The organism is Shewanella sp. MEBiC00475, assembly GCF_005234075.1.
In the GTDB taxonomy this organism is placed as follows: Bacteria; Pseudomonadota; Gammaproteobacteria; order Enterobacterales; family Shewanellaceae; genus Shewanella; species Shewanella polaris.
In genome coordinates, this window is sequence record NZ_CP039928.1 from 399,026 (window position 1) to 420,534 (window position 21,509).

General features: G+C 39.7%; 16 protein-coding genes and 1 tRNA gene. 8 read left to right on the top strand and 9 right to left on the bottom strand.

Translation table 11 applies throughout. From position 1 onward, the window contains the following. Positions 1 to 180: 180 nt before the first annotated feature. Entirely contained in the window at positions 181 to 1,443 is a 1,263-nt protein-coding gene (locus FCN25_RS01720) for a dicarboxylate/amino acid:cation symporter (RefSeq protein WP_254693756.1), read from the top strand. Between the two features lie 159 nt (positions 1,444 to 1,602). Then, entirely contained in the window at positions 1,603 to 2,283 is a 681-nt protein-coding gene (locus FCN25_RS01725) for a LysE family translocator (RefSeq protein WP_137221415.1), read from the top strand. 89 nt (positions 2,284 to 2,372) lie between these two features. Here FCN25_RS01725 and FCN25_RS01730 read toward each other — a convergent pair whose 3' ends face one another. From FCN25_RS01730 to FCN25_RS01745, 4 genes are all read right to left on the bottom strand, one after another. After that, positions 2,373 to 3,890, bottom strand: coding sequence for an ABC transporter permease (locus tag FCN25_RS01730; protein ID WP_137221417.1), 1,518 nt, complete (start codon positions 3,888 to 3,890; stop codon positions 2,373 to 2,375). A gap of 72 nt (positions 3,891 to 3,962) precedes the next feature. Further along, a complete protein-coding gene (locus tag FCN25_RS01735; RefSeq protein WP_137221418.1) occupies positions 3,963 to 4,640 on the bottom strand; it encodes an ATP-binding cassette domain-containing protein in 678 nt (225 codons plus the stop codon). Continuing rightward, positions 4,640 to 5,494, bottom strand: coding sequence for a putative selenate ABC transporter substrate-binding protein (locus tag FCN25_RS01740; protein ID WP_137221420.1), 855 nt, complete (start codon positions 5,492 to 5,494; stop codon positions 4,640 to 4,642). The genes FCN25_RS01735 and FCN25_RS01740 overlap by 1 nt, the downstream gene beginning before the upstream one ends. A 307-nt stretch (positions 5,495 to 5,801) precedes the next feature. Continuing rightward, positions 5,802 to 6,497, bottom strand: coding sequence for a 2OG-Fe(II) oxygenase (locus tag FCN25_RS01745; protein ID WP_137221422.1), 696 nt, complete (start codon positions 6,495 to 6,497; stop codon positions 5,802 to 5,804). A 117-nt stretch (positions 6,498 to 6,614) separates the two neighbouring features. Here FCN25_RS01745 and FCN25_RS01750 point away from each other — a divergent pair, with 117 nt between their 5' ends. Further along, a complete protein-coding gene (locus FCN25_RS01750) occupies positions 6,615 to 7,865 on the top strand; it encodes a DUF3391 domain-containing protein (RefSeq protein WP_137221424.1) in 1,251 nt (416 codons plus the stop codon). A 105-nt stretch (positions 7,866 to 7,970) separates the two neighbouring features. Here the strand turns inward: FCN25_RS01750 and corA are convergent, their stop codons facing one another. Together corA and yejK are read right to left on the bottom strand one after the other, a co-directional pair. Further along, complete coding sequence (gene corA / locus FCN25_RS01755; protein ID WP_137221426.1) at positions 7,971 to 8,918, bottom strand: magnesium/cobalt transporter CorA; 948 nt, start codon at positions 8,916 to 8,918, stop codon at positions 7,971 to 7,973. Positions 8,919 to 9,377: 459 nt separating this feature from the next. Beyond that, positions 9,378 to 10,406 carry a nucleoid-associated protein YejK gene (yejK, locus tag FCN25_RS01760; protein ID WP_137221428.1) on the bottom strand — a complete coding sequence of 343 codons (1,029 nt, stop codon included), beginning with the start codon at positions 10,404 to 10,406 and terminating at the stop codon, positions 9,378 to 9,380. A gap of 183 nt (positions 10,407 to 10,589) precedes the next feature. Here yejK and FCN25_RS01765 point away from each other — a divergent pair, with 183 nt between their 5' ends. From FCN25_RS01765 to FCN25_RS01775, 3 genes are all read left to right on the top strand, one after another. After that, a complete protein-coding gene (locus tag FCN25_RS01765) occupies positions 10,590 to 10,802 on the top strand; it encodes a YejL family protein (protein ID WP_137221430.1) in 213 nt (70 codons plus the stop codon). Positions 10,803 to 10,885: 83 nt separating this feature from the next. Next, complete coding sequence (locus FCN25_RS01770; protein ID WP_137221432.1) at positions 10,886 to 12,685, top strand: DUF3413 domain-containing protein; 1,800 nt, start codon at positions 10,886 to 10,888, stop codon at positions 12,683 to 12,685. Between the two features lie 281 nt (positions 12,686 to 12,966). Continuing rightward, positions 12,967 to 13,043, top strand: a tRNA-Pro gene (locus tag FCN25_RS01775). Positions 13,044 to 13,511: 468 nt separating this feature from the next. On the opposite strand, the gene FCN25_RS01780 is transcribed toward FCN25_RS01775, so the two are convergent. The 3 genes from FCN25_RS01780 to FCN25_RS01790 all read right to left on the bottom strand — a co-directional run bounded on the left by FCN25_RS01780 (position 13,512) and on the right by FCN25_RS01790 (position 16,561). Next, complete coding sequence (locus FCN25_RS01780) at positions 13,512 to 14,018, bottom strand: GNAT family N-acetyltransferase (RefSeq protein WP_137221434.1); 507 nt, start codon at positions 14,016 to 14,018, stop codon at positions 13,512 to 13,514. Between the two features lie 163 nt (positions 14,019 to 14,181). Then, the gene (locus FCN25_RS01785; protein ID WP_137221436.1) at positions 14,182 to 14,607 is read right to left on the bottom strand and encodes an HPP family protein; all 426 of its coding nucleotides are present in this window, start codon (positions 14,605 to 14,607) and stop codon (positions 14,182 to 14,184) included. Positions 14,608 to 14,854: 247 nt separating this feature from the next. After that, positions 14,855 to 16,561, bottom strand: coding sequence for an AMP-binding protein (locus FCN25_RS01790; RefSeq protein WP_137221438.1), 1,707 nt, complete (start codon positions 16,559 to 16,561; stop codon positions 14,855 to 14,857). A gap of 494 nt (positions 16,562 to 17,055) precedes the next feature. Between FCN25_RS01790 and FCN25_RS01795 the strand changes: the two genes are divergently transcribed. Further along, a complete protein-coding gene (locus FCN25_RS01795; protein WP_137221440.1) occupies positions 17,056 to 20,388 on the top strand; it encodes an MHYT domain-containing protein in 3,333 nt (1,110 codons plus the stop codon). Positions 20,389 to 20,402: 14 nt separating this feature from the next. Then, positions 20,403 to 21,398, top strand: coding sequence for a two-component system response regulator (locus tag FCN25_RS01800; RefSeq protein ID WP_175405814.1), 996 nt, complete (start codon positions 20,403 to 20,405; stop codon positions 21,396 to 21,398). Positions 21,399 to 21,509: the final 111 nt, after the last annotated feature.

Here is a 21,509-nt window from a genome sequence, read left to right on the forward strand (position 1 = left end):
AACTCTACTGTTTTATTCCCTATTTATCGGCGAAAACTTTCACTTTTAGGCCATTTCCTAAGTTGCCGATTCCTGCTAATCTTTAGCGCATTCAATAAAGACATAAAATAATATGATGAGAAGGAACACTCTGTGAGTAAACAACGCAAGCTCGGGCTCACGAGCAAAATTTTAATTGGTATGGCTGCGGGCATTGTTTTAGGCCTTCTTTTAAGGAACGTATTTCCAGACAGTCAATTTATCAAAGAATACATTACCGATGGCTTTTTACATGTTATCGGTACCATCTTTATATCAAGCTTAAAAATGCTTGTCGTTCCACTCGTCTTTATTTCACTTGTCTGTGGTACAAGCTCATTAAGTGACCCATCTAAATTAGGTCGCCTAGGCGGTAAGACAATTGCTTTCTATTTATTCACCACAGCAATCGCTCTCACTATCGCTATTTTAGCAGCGGTGCTTATCCACCCTGGTAATGCCAGCCTTGCAGGTAACGCGTTAGAATTTACGGTTAAAGATGCACCTAGTTTGTCTGAAGTCATTATTAATATTGTACCGACAAACCCGATGCAAGCGATGAGTGAAGGAAATATGCTGCAGATTATCATCTTCGCGGTTGTTTTTGGCTTTGCTATCTCGCATATCGGTGATAAAGGTACTCGTGTTGCGACCTTTTTTAACGATTTAAATGACGTCATCATGCGTGTTGTCACGCTGATTATGCAATTAGCACCTTACGGTGTGTTCGCATTAATGGCCAAACTGAGCTTAACCTTAGGATTAGAGACCTTTGGTAGCGTAGTCAAATACTTCTGTTTAGTCGTCATCGTGCTCTTTATTCAAGGCCTAGTGGTTTATCCTACTTTGCTAAAACTATTCTCCGGTCTCAGTCCATTGATGTTCTTGCGCAAAATTCGCGACGTGCAGCTATTTGCTTTTAGTACCGCAAGCTCTAATGCAACATTGCCGGTTACGATTGAAACTGCTGAGCACAGAATGGGCGTTGACAACAAAATAGCGTCATTCACCTTACCACTTGGTGCCACACTCAATATGGATGGCACCGCCATTATGCAGGGTGTTGCAACGGTATTTATTGCCCAAGTTTTTGGTATTGAATTGAGCATAATGGATTACGCTACTGTTGTGGTAACGGCTACACTAGCGTCTATAGGCACTGCAGGTGTACCAGGTGTAGGCCTTATTATGCTGGCAATGGTGTTAAACCAAGTGGGTTTACCGGTTGAAGGTATTGCCTTGATTATTGGCGTCGACAGAATGCTAGACATGATCCGCACTGCGGTAAACGTAACTGGCGATGCTGTTGCTACTGTTATCATCGCCAAATCTGAGGGTGAATTTAATGAAGATATATTCAATGATTCGCAAGCAGGTAAGGCAGCAAAAAGCTTTGAAGAGCAAGTGCTTAATGCCAAGAAATGATGGTTAAACTTACATAATAATAAAAAAAGCGCTAATTTAGCGCTTTTTTATTATCCTTTCCTTGCATAAACATGCCATTATCATCAACTTACATTAATATTAGCGCTTATAGATATACCCAAGGTATCACCTACTTTAATTGAAAAAAACGGAATCAATATGGACATTACTTTATTGTCTAGTTTAGCGGTTATTCATATTGTGGCATTAATGAGCCCAGGACCAGACTTTGCCATTATTGTCAGAATGGCAACCCAACAAACCCGCTTAACGGCGCTTTATTGTGCCTTAGGCATTGCCGTCGCCATATTAGTTCACACCTTTCTATCCTTAATGGGGATCAGTGTGATGATCCAACAATCGCATGTTGCCTTTATGGTAGTGCAATTGATTGGCAGTAGCTATTTAGCCTGGATGGGATATGGGGCGCTCAAATCTGCACTCACCAGTATCATCAATAAACGTGAAATTTCATCAGCAGAATTATCAGCTCAAAGCCAACCAACAACGACCGGATTAATATCATCAATAAAAGGCTTTAAAGTCGGCTTATATACTAATTTACTCAATCCAAAAGCACTGATCTTTTTTATCACCCTGTTTTCAGTATTGATCACCCCACAAGTCAACAATTCAACCAAAATAGCCGCAGCGATATTATTATTTGTCTTATCATTAGCCTGGTTTAGTTTATTGGCACTTGTTCTATCTAAGCCGCAAGTACAGCAAAAGTTGCTGGCGGCCAATACCATTATTGATTTACTGGTTGGAATTATCTTTATTGCAGTAGCTCTTACCATTGCCAACAATGTTGTTGAGAAAATAATGAATACACTTTAAATATCATACAGTTAGCAAACAAAACCGCTTTAAACTATACAATAGTAGACATTAACTAAATATATTACAAATCATATAATTAAGCGGTGTTAGCAAGCTTGTAAACGACTTCGGGGATGTTGTAATAATCGACGCGCAAAATAATCTACTACCACATTGAGTCCAGCAGTGAACACTAATAGTAATAAAGCACCACTAAAACGAATTTCAGAAAAATTACTATCGACATAAAATCCTAACGTCATGACCCCAAGCATCCCCAAAATAGCTGTTTCTCGAATAATCACTTCAAAACGATAAAACAACAGGCCCATAAAATGAGGATATATGGCAGGAATAACCAAATAACTGTATTGATCAATCCGAGGTTGATAAGTCAGCGGCACGGTCACACTGTCAGCTTGGCGCGCCATTAAAAATACCATCAGGCCGCTATTGTGTAATGCTAATGCGATGATCGCAGGTAACATCGAAGGTCCCAACAACATCATAAACACAAAAGCCAACAAATATTCGGGCAGAGAACGTAATATTAAATTCACCGCCCTCATGATTAAGATAATCACTTTTGGCATCATCAGTCGAGTATTAAAAGGTAATAATACCAATGTGAATAAATAGGTTAACCCTAAGGCACAAAAAGCCAGCACTAAGGTGGCAATCATCCCTGGAATAACTTGTTGGCTTATTAGCTTATAGCTCCAATCAAATAATTTTGACAAGTGTTCAGTATCAAACCAACTTAAAAAGGCTTGCCCTTGTAACATTGGTGGTAAAATATCAACACTAAGAAAGCGCCAAATAAGCTGACCATCAATTGTCGGAATTGGCGGTAAAAAATACACAGCAAGAGGTAAATACAGCCAAAACAAAATCGGTCTAGCCCAATAACGTATGCTACCAATTAACAATACGAATAAGATTAATAATGCCCCACCTTGCTCATAATGCCCTTGGCGAAAGGCAGATTCTAAATAGAAGCCTAATGTCGGCATACCAATAAAACCCAACACCGCACTACTGCGTAACGCACATTCGAAACGGTAACGAATATAATCGACAATCTGCGGATACATATGCATCCAGCGACCATAAATAAAAGTAGACAGTTTATCGGTGCCTTTTGGCAGTGAAAACAGGGTGTGTAAGGGCGCTTGCTGTAAAATATCCGCAAAGACGCGGGCAAACGTAGCGGCATAAGGAAGGGCAATGGCTAAAATACCCGTAATCGCCGATAAACCAAATATTTGTAAAAATATTAACGCCCAAAATATCTCATGGATAGCGCGAATAAATGCACACATTGCCGCAATCAAAGGGTGTTGATACCACAATGCTAATGGGAACCCTAATAGCAATCCAACCGTAATACCGAGTAAAGCAAAACTGATAGTTTGCCAAAGAGCCTCAAATAAATATTCTGTCGCAAAAAAATCTGGATGAATAAAACCCAGACCCATACGGCCAAGTTCGGTCCAAGGATCGAGCGCGATTACTTCGGTATCAGCAAAAAACCAGCACACTGAAACCATCAATAAAAGCAACAGAGTGATTTTCTGCCAGTGGCCTACAAAAGAGAATCCACTAAAGAGCATGGCTTTAGGCATAATAGAAAGGATTGTTACTAAATGGAAAAACGTAAGTAATATGAGGTATTTTTAATAGCGATTGATTCATATTTATATCACAACATTTTTTGCAGCATCAGTTAATGCATAGTGCTGCGACAAATGAGCCAAAGTTAATTGTTCAGCTTTATCATCTAATACGACTTTTCCATCGCTAATCACAATAATACGATCAAAATGTGCTAATGCTAATTCGGCATCATGTAGCACACAAATCACACTCGGATGTGCTTGCTTAATCAAATTTAACAGTCGTAAGCCCATTAATGGATCCAATGCAGAAAAAGGTTCATCACCCATAAACACTGACTGTTGCTGAAATAACGCTCTAGCGAGCGCTACCCGTTGACGTTGACCACCAGATAACTCGCTAACTTTCTGCTGCAATGGCACCACTAGCTCCAACTGTTGGCAAATATCGATAATGTGAAGTTGCGGCTTTTTAAACGGCAACAACAAATTAGCCAAATTATACCAACGAGAATGGCGCGCTAATCCACCAATAAACACGTTGTGATAAATCGATAAGTTATCGACCAGTCCTTGGGCTTGAGAACACAAACAGGTTTGCTCAGACAATTGTTGATACAAATGATGCAACAGCGTGGTTTTACCCACGCCTGAAGGACCTAAAATAGCCACATGCTCATTGGCATTAAATGACAAATTAACTTTAGATAATATAATCTGTTGGTTATAACCTAAATCAACATCAACCAACGACAACATTAATCAATCATTCCAATTGTTTTAGCCACACGCTCAATCGGTTCATAATCACTATTTTTGGCAGGTACAAATGATTCACGAGGAAAACTGGCCAATAAATCTTTATCAGTCATGCCAATTAACACTTGAGTGAGTTTATCTTTAAAGCCAGCACCAAAATCGTTGTCAATGCCCGAATGAACAGTCCATTGATAATCCTGGTAAGTCGGACTTTCCCAAATGACTTTTACTTTACTGGTATCAACTTTACCGGTTTCAACGGCGGTGTCCCACACTTTGTAATTCACTGCACCTACTTGATATACACCCGCTTCAACTTGGCTGATAGTACGGCTATGGTCACCAGAAAAACCAATGCGTTTAAAAATCTGCTCAATTGGCTTGCCAGTATTTTTTTCAATAAAATACTGTGGCATCAAGCGCCCTGAGGTTGAATCTTTAGATCCAAACGTAAAGGTGTAATTATTAAGTGTAGGGAAATTATCAGATGGCATAAGGTCAATTGAATGATTTGCAATCAAATAGCTTTTAAAAAATTGATCTTCAAAACCCTGTGCTATGGCTTCAGAACCGGGCACTAAACGACGAGCTTGCACCCCAGATAAGCCACCAAACCATGCTAATTGAACTTGGTTATTACGAAACGCCGTTACTGCAGCAGAATATGACTTGACCGGAATATACTTGACTTCCACACCTAATTGCTCTGATAAGTAAACCGCCACTTTATCAAAGCGAGTACGAAGCTGACTTTCATCTTCATCAGGTATAGCAGTAAACGTAAAGGTGGCGCTTAATGCAAACGTCGAAAATAAACTCAATAAGCTAGCCGATAATATATGTGTTAGTTTCATCTTAATCTTAAGGGTAGTGAATTAATGTGGTTATTCTAACTTACCTAACACCCGATCACATAGACAAAGCAATCGGAATGTGACAAATATGGAAAAAGATAACTATAATTATTCTTATTTAATCAATAAACTTCAAATAAATGTGCAAAATATTTGTTTATAAACAAACCAAGACCATCTTTTAACATACTAATAAAAAATAACTTTTAATATAAAAAATTTAAGGCTTGTCTATTTTTACATTCAGCAAAAAAACTCAAGTATTAATCGAGTTGATGCTAAGAAAAAATATTACCAAGGCAAAAAACTAACTCAGCGCTGCATAAAGCTGTTCAGCCCGATTAAACATCACCCATGAAGTGGCAATATACTTATCATTGCTAATGGGCACATTGCCGCGATGACTGTGAGTAAAACCGGCAGGGGCAATCACCATAGTGCCTTTTTTAGGGCTTATTTTACGCTGTTGATAATAAAACTCCGTTTCGCCGCCCTCTTCAACATCGTTCAAATAGAACATATACAAAACAACACGATGTAAGGCTTCATTATGATCATTTTGAGGAAACTGTTCTGAATGCCAATGGGGATAACCGCCAACACCCTGTTTGTAATGCTGTATATTTATCGTACCACTTCGATACAAGTACTTAGTTAACGCCGCCGCTCTTGGTCGACCTAAGTTATCAAAATTAGCAGGCGTTAAGGTCTGTGGCTGACCATTTTCATCAGCGACTTGTACTGACACAGCCCCCATGAGACAGAGTGAATACTGAGTTAAATATTCAGTAACACGAGTTAATGTCACATCGAGTAATTCATTTTTTAATTCAGCTAAATCATCAAAAGTATCTAACATTAAATCACGGCTGTGCTTTTTTTCGGTATCAACACCAAAACCAGTTTGCCCAAGAGCTACGCTAGGATGCGCTTCAAATGCAGCAATTAAGCGGTCACATAAATCATTACTCATCGCATTGGGATATACTTCAATAAAATCCATCTTAAGCCAACCATTGTTAATCAATTTATAGTAATATGCTGCCACGTGATTCAGGTATCTGTAAAGGACAACGCTCAACATAGCTTTTTGTTCTTTTAAAGTAACTATCTATTGAATATGAAAAAAAATAAAAAAATCGCTGTAGAGCAATTAGAAATCGGAACATTTATCCGTTTGCCTGTTTCTTGGAAAGATCACCCCTTCCTGTTTGGCAGCTTTAAAATCAAAAATACAGCGCAAATTGAAATTATCAAAGGATTAGGGATAAAAGATGTTTTCTTTGACCCCGACAAAAGTGATATACAACCTGTCACATCAGATAATATTAATACCCCCAAAACAGATGAGCATACCTTAGCCGCACTTAAGGAAAAAATGCTTCTTCAAAAGTCAGAAAAAATTGAGCAACAACAAAAACTCAAACGCGATTTAAAGAAAACAGAACAGCAATTTACTCGTTCTGTCGCCATGATGCGGTCAATGGTCTCTAAAGTGAGTAGTCGTCCACTTAATGCTGTTGGTGAAGCAAAAGAACTCATTAGTAACATAACAAACATGCTGCTTAGTAGCGACAATCTAGCATTACACTTAATGAGTGACGCAAAAAATGATGAGCACATTTATCATCATTCATTAAACGTAGCTATGCTGTGTATGCTGATGGCAAAAGAACTTGGCTGGGGTCGAGAAGAAGTTGAAACTATAGGTATAGGCGCCTTATTTCACGATATTGGCAAACTTAAGGTTCCTAGTACCATTCTCAACAAACGAGTAGAGCTGACTACCCCAGAAGAAAACTATATTAAACAACATCCTTTGATGAGTATTAACTTTCTAAAGTTGGCAGATAGTTTTCCGGATGCAGCTAAACCATTGATTGCCAACCATCATGAATTCCTCGATGGAACAGGCTACCCGCAAGGACTAAAAGCAGACAAGCTCGATAAATTGTCGCAGTTAATCGCTGTCGTCAATGAATATGACATTCTATGTAACGGCTCAAATCAAACAAAGAGCAAAACACCCAGCGTAGCCTTGGGCTTTTTGTACAAAAATTACAGTAAAAAACTAAATGCAGAATATGTTAGTAAGCTAATAAAAATGTTAGGTATTTATCCGCCAGGTAGCATTATTGAATTGTCTAGCGGGCAATTTGCCATGGTCATCTCAGTCAATTTACAACAATTATTGTCACCTAATATCATTGTATACGACCAACTAGTACCTAAAGACTTAATGCCCATTATCAATCTTCAAGATGAAAACATGACAATTGTGCGCAGTTTACCCGCCGCGTCACTGCCCCCCAAAATTCATGCTTATCTGAGTCCACGAGATAAAATTAGTTTTGCCATTGGTAAAAACTAATACTGAAAATCACTAAATCCATTACTCTAAAATGGATATCACACACATAAAAAAACCATCAACTGACAACAATTGATGGCGTTAATTTTGTTATTGAGATGACTACTACAACCACCCTTTTCTTTTAAAGAAAAAGTAGGTCCCTGCCGCGCTGGCAAGCATTAATACCACCGCTAAAGGGTAACCAAAGCGCCAATCAAGCTCAGGCATAAGGTGAAAGTTCATCCCATAACTGCTGGCAATTAATGTCGGCGGCAGAAACACCACTGCCGATACTGAAAATATTTTAATGATTTTGTTTTGTTGCAAACCACTGAAACCCATTGCCGCATCCAGCAAGAATTGTAATTTATCGAAAATAAACTGGCTGTGTGGCATTAATGATTCAATATCCGACAACATCTCACGGATGCCTTTTAAGTTTTCATCGGACAAATTATCACGATAATAACGTTGCATATAACGTAATGAGCGCTGCGTATCCAACAAACTTAAACGAATTTTACCGTTAGAGTCTTCTTGTAAGGTGATAAGCTTAAATACATCATCAAGCTCTTCGTCATTAAAAACTTGCTCGCCGACATTTTCTAATATGCTATAAACATCTTCAATTAAGTCAGATAGATAGTCCACTTTTAAATAGAATAACTCTAGCATCAACCCTTGTGGTGTCGTCAAATCAAGACGACCTAAACGTAAGTAGTTACGCAACAGACGAATAAGACCGACGTCCTCTTCGCGTATGGTCAGTAAAAACTGTTCGCGTAAGTTAAATGACACGTTTACGGCGCGAACATCAGAACCCACGCGCTGTGGAAACAGTGAGTTAATGTGTAAACCGTCTTGGTTTTGGTAGAAACGCGCTGAGGCCTCAATTTCTTTAACATCTTCTTCATCAGGGACTTCTTCAGTAGAGAACAAGCTCAACCATTCACGTTCTTCATCTTCAGGTCTTAATAAATCCAACCACAATGTCGACTCTGGCACTTTATCGCCAACGCTTAATTCGGTGATGATGAGTTGTCTATTTTGATAGGCGTATGCAGTGATCATCGCTCCCCCAAAGTTTGTTATGCCGTTAATGACATAGCAAACAAAAATACTGAAAAGTGGCGCTAGTTTACTCAACTACCCATGAATGAAAAGTAAAAAGTTTCAACCACACCAAAAATCATACCAGTTATTGCTAACGTTCATTAACAATCTAATCAACACAATAAAGTCATATGCCCTGCTTTAAAGCGATGTTAAGACCACAAATGAATCTCATCTTTTTTAAAGGAAGAATCTATATCTATAAAAGTGTTGAATAATATCAGCTTATATACTGCATCAAAGCATTCTGTACACATGTATACGTGTTGTTAAAAATCACATCCGTTGTCAACTATTTCACTAATTATCAAAAAGACACTCAATTGACCAAGCGTACATGGTTACTATCAATAATATTATAAAAAAAGCGCCGTTATAGGACGCTTTATCATCAAGGATATTAACGTTTATTCGCCATTATTCACCTTTCAGGCGACGATCTAGTTGATCTTTCAAATTGGCTGGTACACCTTTAATTAAAATGGTGTCAGAAATAGGATCGTAAATAACTCGCTCGCCTAAATGGCCACCATCAAAACTCAAGGTTACGCCACCGCCAGTGCCAGAAAATTTCTTTAAACTGCGTAAACTGGCTTTGTCAGCCGGAAACTCATCGTCCAACTCATAACTGCCACCACAAGCAAAATCATAAAACGAATCCATACCAGAATCAGCTAATTCGTCGGCCAAATCTTTAACTTCAATGACATCCCCAGAATCCGCTCGCTCAGCACAATATTCAAATACCTTATTGCGGCAATCTTGGCGCTCGTTTTTGGTTAACTCACTGCCCGCGACAAAGTCTTCAACCGCATGGATTAAGGTTTTATTTTGCGCTTTGGTGTTAACACCCTCAACACACCCCATAAAGTCTAAAAAGAAATCAGCCACTTTACGGCCCGCACGACCACGAATAAACGAAATATACTTCCGTGAACTTTTATCAGCTTGCCACTCAGTTAAATCAATGCGCGCAGCTAATTGAATATTGCTTAAATCTAAATGGTTATTTTGTGACAACTCCATATCATCTAATACCGTCATCGACGACTTGGCACTTAATAACGCCACAAATAAATAGTCGCTGGTCATGCTGGTGTAGCAAGACATTAACAAAAAACCACCCTGACTAAAATCATACTTAGACAATTCTTGCTGTAACAATTCGCTGGCTTGCCCGGTAAACTCTACAAAACCTAATTCACCACTGCGGTAGCCCGTTAACGCATTAGAAAATGCATCATTAGCATCACCGTCATCGCCATGAGTACCAAAAAAACCAAAACCCTTACCCGCTTTCCCTGAATAAGTCTGGTGTAACTCTTCTAACATGGTTTCAACAGCGTGAGTATTTAACAACGGTTGCGGACGTAAACGACAATGCATTTGGCCTTGTCCGTCTTGAGAAATTTCGTGAATAATTGCTTGTTCAATGCTAATACTCATAAGCCTTGTTAATCCTAGTCGGTCGCAGATGATAATTTTAAAAAGAATGATATCAGACCAATCGTATAAATCGAACAAGGGTTTACGAAATTCCTCGTATAGACCAAATAAAACTTGAGGCGATTAGCCACTAAATCCGTTATTATGTGCAGCTAATTCATTCTTTATTGACGTTTTCTGACTATGGCAATTCAATCTAAATACACAAACACCCAAGTTGAAGCACTTATCAGCGAGTTGCTTGCTGTACTGGCTAAGCACCAAGCGCCTACCGATTTAAGCCTAATGGTATTAGGTAACTGCGTGACTCATTTACTCGACAAAAAAGTCCCAAATGAATCTCGCCAAAAAGTCGCAGAGCAATTTGCCAAAGCACTAACACAATCAGTTAAGTAGCTGGTTAAATAAATTTATCACTAACGCTAACAATCAGTTACACTGAGATAGTCTGTGATAATAACGTAGGAATACGAGTTAAAATGATCGAGCGCAAAAAGCAGCAAATGACGCGTGATAAAGTGTCACGCTTAGTTAATTGGGGTCACTGGTTTGCCTTCTTTAATGGCATATTGGCGATGTTAATTGGCGCTCGATATATTGGCAGTGTCGGCTACCCTGATACCATAATAGGTTGGTCATATCTTGCCATCAGCACCATAGGTCATTTTACTTTTTTGGCCTTTATTGGTTACTTAATTTTTATCTTCCCAATTACCTTACTACTGCCTTATTCTAAAATATTACGTGGCTTTGCAGCGTTTATTGCCTCTCTGGGATTATATACCCTACTCTATGACACCATTATTTATGACGACTATGGTATTCATTTAAGTCCATTTGCATTCGATTTGGCCTGGCAAGACCTCAATGCTTTATTACACAGTACATCCTACATTATCACCCCTATCGTTATTGTGATTGTCGAACTTACCGCGGCCAACTTTTTGTGGAAACGCATCGACAAAATTCAGAAAAAACAATGGGGCAATAAAGTGGTACTGTTTGTCGGTATCTGCTTTGTCAGTAGTCACTTAATCCATATTTGGGCCGATGCCACCAACATGACCGAAATAACCCGTTTCGACGATGCCTACCCTGTGTCTTATCCAGCAACGGCACGTTCGTTTATGGAAAACCACGGCATAGACAGCAGCATGCAACCAACGGAATCACGTAGCAATAAATCACGTAAACTCAGCTACCCAATAAACCCAATGCAGTGCACGGCAGACAGTGACAGCCAACCAAATATATTATTTATCAGTATCGACAGTTTGCGCGCAGACATGCTTGATAGTGACACTATGCCTTTTTTAAGCCAATATCGACTTAAAAACCAGCGATTTATGAATCATTATGTGGGTGGAACCGACTTTGACACCAGCATGTTTACCCTCATGTATGGCTTACAAGGCAACTATAGCGATCGCAAAGAATTTGATAATACTAGCCCAATATTGACTAATATCCTTACGCAACAAGGTTATCAATTAGCGATGTTTGCACCACAAAATGATGGCTACACAGCAAAAAGCGCCATGTTTAACGGCATTAACATCCACATCAGCGAAGGTGATAATGGCAGTGCAGACGCCGACATCAACACCATTAACGCGGTGAATGCATGGCAACCAAATCAAACTCAACCTTGGTTTGCACTGGTAAACCTAACGGCACCAAAAGATTACGACACCCCGGTAGGATTTTTAGGGGTACAAACCATTAAACCGCATATGCCTTTAAAACCAGCGCAAAAAGTGTTGTTTAATCAATATCGTCAATCGCTAAACTTTATAGACCAACAACTCGAAACCCTTCTCAATAATGTCAGCGATGATACTGTCGTGCTGATTACAGGCACTTACGGTCAAGTATTTACCAGTAACGCCAATGATGCGCGCAATGACTTATCACCAGGTAATGTCAAAGTACCGTTAATCATTCATTGGCCAGACAGCACCCACGGCAATAAAGTAAACTACCGCACCAGCCATTACGGCATTGCGCCAACCTTACTTAGCCATGTTTTAGGTTGTACTAACCCAAGTACAGATTATAGCTCTGGTCGCAACTTGCTTGAACCTAACGACCAAACATGGGTATACATAGGTGACAGCCGCCGCTTTGCTATTTATCAAAAATCTGAGATAACCGTATTAGATCGATTTGGCAAGTACCGCATCTATGATGTTGATTATAAAAAACGCTTGGATAAAAAAATGAGCGCGCCAGAGTTGATCCAAGTCATGCGTGAAGGCCGTAGACTCTACAATCAATAAGGCCGTCTTTAGAGTAATCAATAGAGCCTTGATTATCGGTTGAGATTTTAGCTTGGTTGCTTATTACAACATTGAATCATGTATGCTTTTCAGCAACTGGATAGTTTATAATCAATCGATAAATGGCTGATAACTAACTGCTTGCACTCGTTAATTACTGTTGATAAAGTGCTAATCCACTTAGTCACCCCAAAGCCAATAGACTAACTAAGTGATGCTTCACAAGCTGACTTAAATATAAATATTATAGTTGTCCATATTTGAAGCAGTTGCACAAAATTCGGTATGTAGCGCAGCCCGGTAGCGCACTGTCATGGGGTGTCAGGGGTCGGAGGTTCGAATCCTCTCATACCGACCAAATCAAAAATAAAAAAAGCCTGTATACATCAACTGTTTACAGGCTTTTTTGTATATAAAAACAATACGTGAATTTTATTAATCCGGTCAAACTCCGGTCAAACCTTCAGCTCATAATTACAACTTATGTTATTTTCATAATAAGGTTTTTAATGTTTACTGTTTTTTGTTTCTTAATAATGTAGTTGCGTCACTCAGTACTAACGCTATTAGCTTAATTGATATTTAGTTTTCTATAAGCTGCTTCAAATTTTCTGCGTTGTTCACTTCGATATTCAACGCATTCAACCATGTGTTCATCGCTGGTGTAGGTTTCACAGTCTGGGCGAGGATTATAAATTTTTAACTAGGCTTCCTGTTTGAGTTTGTCATCTTCTGCTTTTTTGATGGCCCGTTGTTTTCTGTTTCGTTCCGCAATAATTTCTTGTTTGCGCTTTTCTATCTTTTCTTGAACGCTCTTATTGCCCGTTTAGGCTCTGTACTCATACATGTTATTTTGAGCGCCATATAGATCAATTGTTTCTGTTAAATGAAAGCCTATTTTGTTCAACAAGCTATTGGAGCTTAAGTTTTCAATTAACGTAACGGCCAAAACGATACTCAAAGAATGAGTAATAATACCTTCTTTAAGGACTGAGTTAGCGGCCTCGGCAGCATAACCTTGTCCCCAAAATTCTGGTAAGAATGCATAACCTAAGTCTGGATAATCCAGTTCATCTCTTTTCAGTAAACCGCATATACCGATTGGCGTATCAGTGCCTTTGAGTAACACTACATTTAAACCAAATCCATAAACTTGATAGCTCAATATTGGACCATTGGTGAGATAATCAATGGCATCGGCATGAGTTCGAACTTTCTTATCAGCGATATAACGAATAAAATACTTATCATTTAATAACTGCACAATAAACGCAGTATCATTAACATTAAGATGTCTGATCATTAATCTTTCGGTTTCACATACTATTGTCATTAATAATCCATCTCTAGCACTTTACGTACTCATCTAATGAAAAGATTTCAACGTGTTAACTTAATTAGGCTTAGTCATAAATGATATAATAACCTGCGACATAAACCTTAATAAGAGTATCTCTCAAGCTTAAATTAGCTCTGTTTTGATTTTATGAACTTAATTACTTTTGTGTCAATAATAAGCGCTGACACAATTTGACAAAATCTGATGAGGTGACAATTCCCAGCACTTTGTTTTGCTCATCTACAACCGGCAGACAGCCAAGTTTATTGTCGATAAAATATTGCACGACTATGGTAAGCGGCTCATCTAACCCTAGTTTTTGCACTTGAGTATCCATAATATCGGCAATGGGGGTATAGCGCTCTTTTCGGTCTAATGCTCCTTGACCATATTTATTGAGCATACTCAGTACACTGGCAATCATCTTTTTGTGGGTCAGCATGCCCATGAGTTGTCCAGTTTGCTCTGAAATAACTGGTAGATGGCGCACGTTGCGACTTTGCATCAATTGGTGGGCATCTTTAAGGCTAGCTTCGTTACTAATACACACTGGACTGGGGGTCATGATGTCGCAAACTTTCATCGTATTACTCCTTTATCGACTATAGATTAAATATTATTCAAAACTGACATGAATAATTAAGGGGACCTAGATTGTCTATGAAGAATCCAAAGTTCAAGGTTATCGTTTATCTCATTGTCGCGCTCATTTAATCATAAAAATGATTAAGATAACCACGTTAAAATCTCTATTGCCCCCCGGTTTCATTAATACAGGGGATTAGCCACGTAGATTAAAACGAATACGTCAAAGGCATTCAGCCCTATGATTAATTTATTGCTTGATGTAACTCTTGATACATCAACTCGCGCATTTTAAACTTTTGTATTTTCCCTGTAACTGTCATGGGATATTGTTCAACAAACTTGATATAACGCGGCACTTTAAAGTAGGCAAATTTCTCGGTTAAAAAATGACGAATATCGTCTTCGGTAATATCGGCATTGGCGCGTACTTTAATCCATGCGCAAACTTCCTCACCGTATTTGTCACTTTGTACTCCAAACACTGCGGCATCTTGTACGTCCTTATGGCTGTAGAGTTTTTCTTCTATTTCGCGTGGGTAAATATTCTCACCGCCACGGATGATCATATCTTTAATGCGGCCAACAATTTGCACATAACCAAGCTCGTCCATTTGACCTATATCGCCCGAATGTAGCCAGCCGGTACTGTCGATAGTGGCGGCAGTTTTAACCGGATCGTTCCAATAACCTTGCATGATGCAGTAACCTCGACTGCACACTTCACCTGGTTGACCAATAGCAACCACATCGCCAAACTCATTGATAATTTTCACTTCTGTATGCGGCAATGCTCGACCAACGGTGAGCACTTGTTTTTCGATTGAGGAGTTAATTTCAGTGATGTGATTTAACGGACTACACTCGGTTTGACCGTAACCAATTAGCACTTCTGTCATGTACATTAACTCTTGTACACGGCGCATGACTTCTTCGGGGCATGTGGCCCCCGCCATAATACCAGTACGCAATGAGCTAAGGTCAAACCGGTTAAATTGTGGATGTTCTAATTCGGCAATAAACATGGTTGGTACGCCATGTAACGCTGTGCAGCGCTCATTTGCTATTACTTGCAAGGTGGTAAGCGGATCAAAAGACTCTCCGGGATACACTGCTGCTGAAGCATGAATAACACAAGCAAGACTGCCTAATACCATGCCGAAGCAATGATATAAAGGAACTGGCATACATAACTTGTCAGCTTGAGTAAAGCCCATGGCGTCAGCCACTAAATAAGCGTTATTTAAAATATTGTGATGAGATAACGTCGCGCCTTTAGGGCTACCTGTAGTACCAGAGGTAAATTGAATATTAATGGCATCATGTGTATTGAGAGAGTCAGCAATGGTGGCCAACACATGTTGAGCATCGTCGTTAACCTCCAGCAGCAAATCATTAAAGTTGAGCATGCCGGGAGTGCGGTCTGTGCCCATTCGAATCACAAACTCGAGTTGAGGCAGTGAGAGTGTAGTGAGCTTACCTGCAGTGCTGGTGCTTAACTCTGGCAGCAACTCATTTAACATCTGTAAGTAATCACTGGACTTAAATTTATCTGCACAAATAACTGCTCGGCAACCCACATTACTCAAGGAGTATTCCAGCTCTTCAGGGCGATAAGCCGGATTAATGCACACCATAATGGCACCAATTTTAGCAGTAGCAAATTGGGTTAAACACCACTCAATATTGTTAGGAGACCAAATGCCGACTCTATCGCCAGGCTCAATGCCAAGCGTTAATAATCCAGTCGCAAGGGCATCAATCTTTGCTTGATACTGACGGTAATTCCAGCGAATTTGTTGATGGTGAACGACTACAGCAAGATTGTCTGGGTAAGTATTAGCAATATCATCAAAATATTGACCAATGGTTTTATCGGTAAGCGTCGTTGAAGTGACACCATGATATTCACTTTGAGTAAGCGGTAGTTGTGCCTGATGTTGTTTGACCATTAAAGCCTCCTTGCATGCGTTTTGTCATGTTCAAGCTAACCAATTAACGGCCTGACTCACAAGTAAAAAAGCACTACATTAGACTAAAGATGCATGGTGAGTAATGTTTACAGTAAAAGCTAATGTATAGCGTGAAGGTTAATATTTACACTGAAGACTTAGCTCAGACAGTTTAATAAATATCATTAGAGTGATAATGCCTCAACAACCCTATTAACGGTTATCTAAACACCGGCCATAAACAGAAGTGATAATAATTAATCATAAAACCAAAACACTCCCCCATAATGACCACATTTTTATAACGATTGTAGCGAGCAAACCACAAAGTCTCGCAAAAAAGTAAACCTTTAATATTAACTCAACGTATATTAACTAAACATTGATTTAGCACAGGCTTTAGTTAAAAATCAGACGAATTACTGCGGTTTTTCACTTTCAGGCCGATAGCCTATTTAATTACTTATTTTAATAGCGACATTCATCTAATTATTATGCTTGAAACAATCCGCACCCTATTTGCCGTCACAGATGAAAACCTGTTAATTGTTGGTAACTTTCAGCCTATGGTGGTGTTTATTTCTATCACCATTGCAATATTAGCCTCTTTTATGGCATTGCAAGTGGCGTCTCAAGCAGCGCTAACCCTTAATAAATATAAACGATATTTATTAACCAGCTGCGGCAGCATAGCCTTAGGCGGTGGTGTATGGTCAATGCATTTTATCGGTATGTTGGCATTTAGCTTATGTACACCGGTGAGTTACGATGTAGGCTTAACCGCTTTGTCTTTTGTCCCTAGCATTGCTGCTTCTTGGGTAGCATTAAATGTCATTTCTACTCCTAAGCCTAAACTTAACCAGTTCATATTTGGCGGCATTCTTACCGGCTTAGGTATTGGTACCATGCATTATGTCGGCATGGCGGCTATGGAAATGGCCCCTTTGCTGCGTTACAACTTATTCTATTTTGGCTTATCGATTATTGTTGCTGTTATTTTGGCAATTTTGGCGTTGTGGATCCGTTTTAGCTTAAATCATTTAGGTCGCTTTACGTTAAGTGACTTACATAAAAATGCCATTGCTGCTGTGGTTATGGGTCTAGCCGTTTCTGGTATGCATTACATCGGTATGGCTGCAGCACGCTTTGTCCGTCCACCAGGGTTTGAATTTTCAGAACAAACCGAAATGATGTCGTTCTATTTAGCGATTGCGGTAGCAACCATTACCGTTTTTATCATTGTATTGGTATTAGTCGTCAATATGTTGGTTAAATACCAAACGTCTTTATATCAAGCCAAATTAAGCGAAGCTCGTTATCGCGCTACCATTAGCACTGCCGTTGATGGGATCATTACCTTTAATGCCAAAGGGCGTATAGAAAGCGGCAACCAAGCAGTCGAATCTTTGCTCGGCTGGAACCTCGAAAATCTGTGCCACCAAAATATTCGTGACTTTATCCCATCTCCATTTATTGTCGACTTCAATTCTTACTTAAACAGTTACTTAGATAATAATAAACCACAACAAAAAAGTGATGGACGTGATGTTGAAGCACTACACATCAGCGGCCAATCAATACCCGTTAGGGTATCGATTGGCCACACACGCATAGAAGGCAAAAGCTTGTTTGTGATGTACATAAGTGATTTGCGTAATCGTATTGAAATGCAACGTGCATTGATTAAAAGCGAAGCCCAGTTTCGCTCACTAATCTCGAATATCCCGGGTATCGCCTATCGCTGTTTAAATGCAGAAGATTGGCCAATGTTATTTATTAGCGACGCGGTTGAACAAATAACCGGTTACCCAGCAAGTGATTATGTAGGTACAGGTAAAAAACGTAATTTTTATGAACACGTACACCCAGACGACTTGATTAATATTACTGAACAGGTGAATCATCAACAGTTTTACCTAGAGTACCGTATTTATAATGCCAATGGAGAAATCCGTTGGCTATTGGGTTATGGCATTCATGTTGATGGCTTGGATACAAAAGATAAATGGCTCGACGGTTTTATTATGGACATCACCGAGCGCAAAGAAATGGAACAATCATTATTAATTGCCAAAGATAAAGCCGAGCAAGCCGCATCTGCACGAGCAGCATTTTTAGCTAATATGAGCCACGAAATTCGCACCCCAATGAATGCCATTATTGGTTTTAGCGATATTTTGCTCGACGACTCGCTCCCAGTAGAACAACGTAAGCACTTACGGACCATTAATCAGTCCGCAAAATCATTATTGCATTTACTGAATGATATTCTCGATAGTGCAAAATTAGACAAAGGAAAGTTTACATTAGAGTTCAGAGATTTTTCATTAATAGAAGAAATCGACTCTGTGGTATCGACATTATGGTTACAAGCTAGTGATAAAGGCTTGTGTTTAAATGTTAATGTGTCAGCGGATGTGGATCCATTTTATCACGGTGCACCTGACCGAATACGCCAAGTATTAACCAACCTTATTGGTAACGCTATCAAGTTTACTGCCGATGGTGGGGTTGATATTAATATTGATATCAAGCCAAGCGGTTGTATCGATTTTGAAATCAAGGATACCGGCATCGGCATGACAGAAGAACAATTATCTTTAGTCTTTGATGCTTTTGCTCAAGCAGATGCCAGTATGAGCCGTCGCTTTGGTGGCACAGGACTTGGTACAACTATTAGCAAACAATTGGTCGAGTTAATGGGCGGAACAATCACTGCCAATAGTATTTTCGGCAAAGGTAGCTGTTTTAGATTTGGATTACCGTTAACGGCACCGAAACATCAAAAAGCTCCAGCAATTACCGATGATTCAAATCACCTTATCCCACTGAGCATTTTAGTTGTGGATGATATTCAACAAAATATTGACCTATTAACTATTATGTTAAAACGTCAGGGACATACGGTCATCGCTGCCCGAGACGGAAAACAAGCCCTACTGCGGATGCGCAGCGACAATATTGATATTGTATTAATGGATATACAGATGCCGATAATGGACGGACTAACCGCCTCGCGCACACGTCGGGAAGAAGAGCAAAGTGAACAGTTACCACACATGCCTATTATTGCATTAACAGCCAGTGTGTTGCCTGAAGATCGCAAAGCAGCCTTAGATGCCGGCATGGATGGTTTTGCCAATAAGCCTATCGATATGATATTGCTTAATCATGAAATAGCCCAAGCATTAACACTTGAGCAAGACAATCTAGTCGTCGATAATACCGCTGTTGATACCGACAACAAGCAAGTTGTTAATGAAAAAAAAGGCATCTCGATGTGGGGAAACAAACCCACTCTTATCAAAGAAATTCATGCATTTATGGCTAAGCAACATGATAGTTGTCAACGTATTCAACAATTGACAGCTGCAGCCGATTGGCAAAGTATTCAGACTCTCTTACATGGACTAAAAGGCTTGTCAGGTAATTTAGCACTTTCACAGCTAAGCAGACTATTTCGCGATGCTGAACACTTAACCATGACAAAGTCGCAAACAGAGTTGTCGGCTTTATTGCCCATTATTGAACAAGCTTTTACTGATGTAACGACGTATCTTAGTCGGCAACAAAACAGTCAAAGTAGTCAACACACACAATCGGGCGACACGATGAGCAGCGAGGAATTACTGCACATCATCACTCGTATTGAAATGGCAGCTCGAAACAATCAATACAATGAACCCGATGTAGAGTCTTTGATTGCAGCTACCCCATCGGCTTATCAACACCAATGTATTACAATACAAAATGCTCTAGACGACTTTGAATTTGAACAAGCAGTAACCGCACTCATTGCCCTTGAGTCTCATATTACCGCACAGTAAAAAGACTGAATTGAATGATATATAGCAACCAAGACCGTATGCCGACAATTCTTATTGTCGACGATGAACCCGCTAACCTCAGAGTGTTAAAGAAAATGCTTGAGGATCAGTACAGACTAATTTTCGCAAAAAGTGGCGAAGAAGCTCTGCGTTTAATTGAACGCGACTTGCCTGATCTGATTTTGCTCGATGTGATGATGCCGGGTATGACCGGTTTTGAAGTCTGCCAGCAACTTAAAACAGAGCAACGCACCAAAGCTGTACCTGTCATTTTTGTGACGGCGTTAAGTGACGAAGTTGACGAAGCTAAAGGCTTTGATATGGGCGCAGTAGACTACATCACTAAACCCGTGTCACCTGCAGTGGTTAAGGCACGTGTTCGTACTCATTTATCTTTAGTGCAAGCTGAAGACTTGCGCCGTACCCGCTTACAAGTCATTCAACGTTTAGGGCGTGCATCAGAATACAAAGACAATGAAACCGGTATGCATGTGATGCGCATGAGCCATTTTTCTAAAATTATTGCTCTTGCCTATGGCCTATCAAAATCGGCCGCCGACAATTTACTCCATGCAGCGCCAATGCACGATATTGGTAAAATAGGTATTCCCGACAGCATTATGCTTAAACCGGGTAAGCTAACCGTTGAAGAATTTGCCATCATGAAAAAGCACCCTGAAATCGGTGCCGAAATTCTAGGTGAATCAGATTCAGATTTAATCACCTTAGCCAAATTAGTCGCGATGACTCACCATGAAAAGTGGAATGGCAGCGGCTACCCTCATGGACTTAAAGGTGAAGATATTCCTATTGAGGGACGTATTGTGGCAATTGCCGACGTATTTGATGCTCTCACCAGTAAACGCCCTTACAAAGAAGCATGGACTGTCGACAAAGCCATGGCATTTTTACATGACCAAAGCGGCATACATTTTGACCCGCAGTTAGTGACACTATTTCAGCAATCTTTGCCCAGCATTTTATACATTAAGCAACGCTGGCAAGACTAATAGACCGTAATTGGCCCGTTAGTTTAGTTGTGCACTAACGGACCAATTAGTGTTTAGGTTTTACCTGACTTCAATCGCTTAATGGTTCAATTCACCCTACTCCCTTATTTT

Excerpts from the sequence above, each read along its gene's own strand:
- FCN25_RS01720 (WP_254693756.1), top strand. The coding sequence starts at position 181 with ATGGCTGCGGGCATTGTTTTAGGCCTTCTTTTAAGGAACGTATTTCCA.
- FCN25_RS01725 (WP_137221415.1), top strand. The coding sequence starts at position 1,603 with ATGGACATTACTTTATTGTCTAGTTTAGCGGTTATTCATATTGTGGCA.
- FCN25_RS01730 (WP_137221417.1), bottom strand. The coding sequence starts at position 3,890 with ATGCCTAAAGCCATGCTCTTTAGTGGATTCTCTTTTGTAGGCCACTGG.
- FCN25_RS01735 (WP_137221418.1), bottom strand. The coding sequence starts at position 4,640 with ATGTTGTCGTTGGTTGATGTTGATTTAGGTTATAACCAACAGATTATA.
- FCN25_RS01740 (WP_137221420.1), bottom strand. The coding sequence starts at position 5,494 with ATGAAACTAACACATATATTATCGGCTAGCTTATTGAGTTTATTTTCG.
- FCN25_RS01745 (WP_137221422.1), bottom strand. The coding sequence starts at position 6,497 with ATGGATTTTATTGAAGTATATCCCAATGCGATGAGTAATGATTTATGT.
- FCN25_RS01750 (WP_137221424.1), top strand. The coding sequence starts at position 6,615 with ATGAAAAAAAATAAAAAAATCGCTGTAGAGCAATTAGAAATCGGAACA.
- corA (WP_137221426.1), bottom strand. The coding sequence starts at position 8,918 with ATGATCACTGCATACGCCTATCAAAATAGACAACTCATCATCACCGAA.
- yejK (WP_137221428.1), bottom strand. The coding sequence starts at position 10,406 with ATGAGTATTAGCATTGAACAAGCAATTATTCACGAAATTTCTCAAGAC.
- FCN25_RS01765 (WP_137221430.1), top strand. The coding sequence starts at position 10,590 with ATGGCAATTCAATCTAAATACACAAACACCCAAGTTGAAGCACTTATC.
- FCN25_RS01770 (WP_137221432.1), top strand. The coding sequence starts at position 10,886 with ATGATCGAGCGCAAAAAGCAGCAAATGACGCGTGATAAAGTGTCACGC.
- FCN25_RS01780 (WP_137221434.1), bottom strand. The coding sequence starts at position 14,018 with ATGACAATAGTATGTGAAACCGAAAGATTAATGATCAGACATCTTAAT.
- FCN25_RS01785 (WP_137221436.1), bottom strand. The coding sequence starts at position 14,607 with ATGAAAGTTTGCGACATCATGACCCCCAGTCCAGTGTGTATTAGTAAC.
- FCN25_RS01790 (WP_137221438.1), bottom strand. The coding sequence starts at position 16,561 with ATGGTCAAACAACATCAGGCACAACTACCGCTTACTCAAAGTGAATAT.
- FCN25_RS01795 (WP_137221440.1), top strand. The coding sequence starts at position 17,056 with ATGCTTGAAACAATCCGCACCCTATTTGCCGTCACAGATGAAAACCTG.
- FCN25_RS01800 (WP_175405814.1), top strand. The coding sequence starts at position 20,403 with ATGATATATAGCAACCAAGACCGTATGCCGACAATTCTTATTGTCGAC.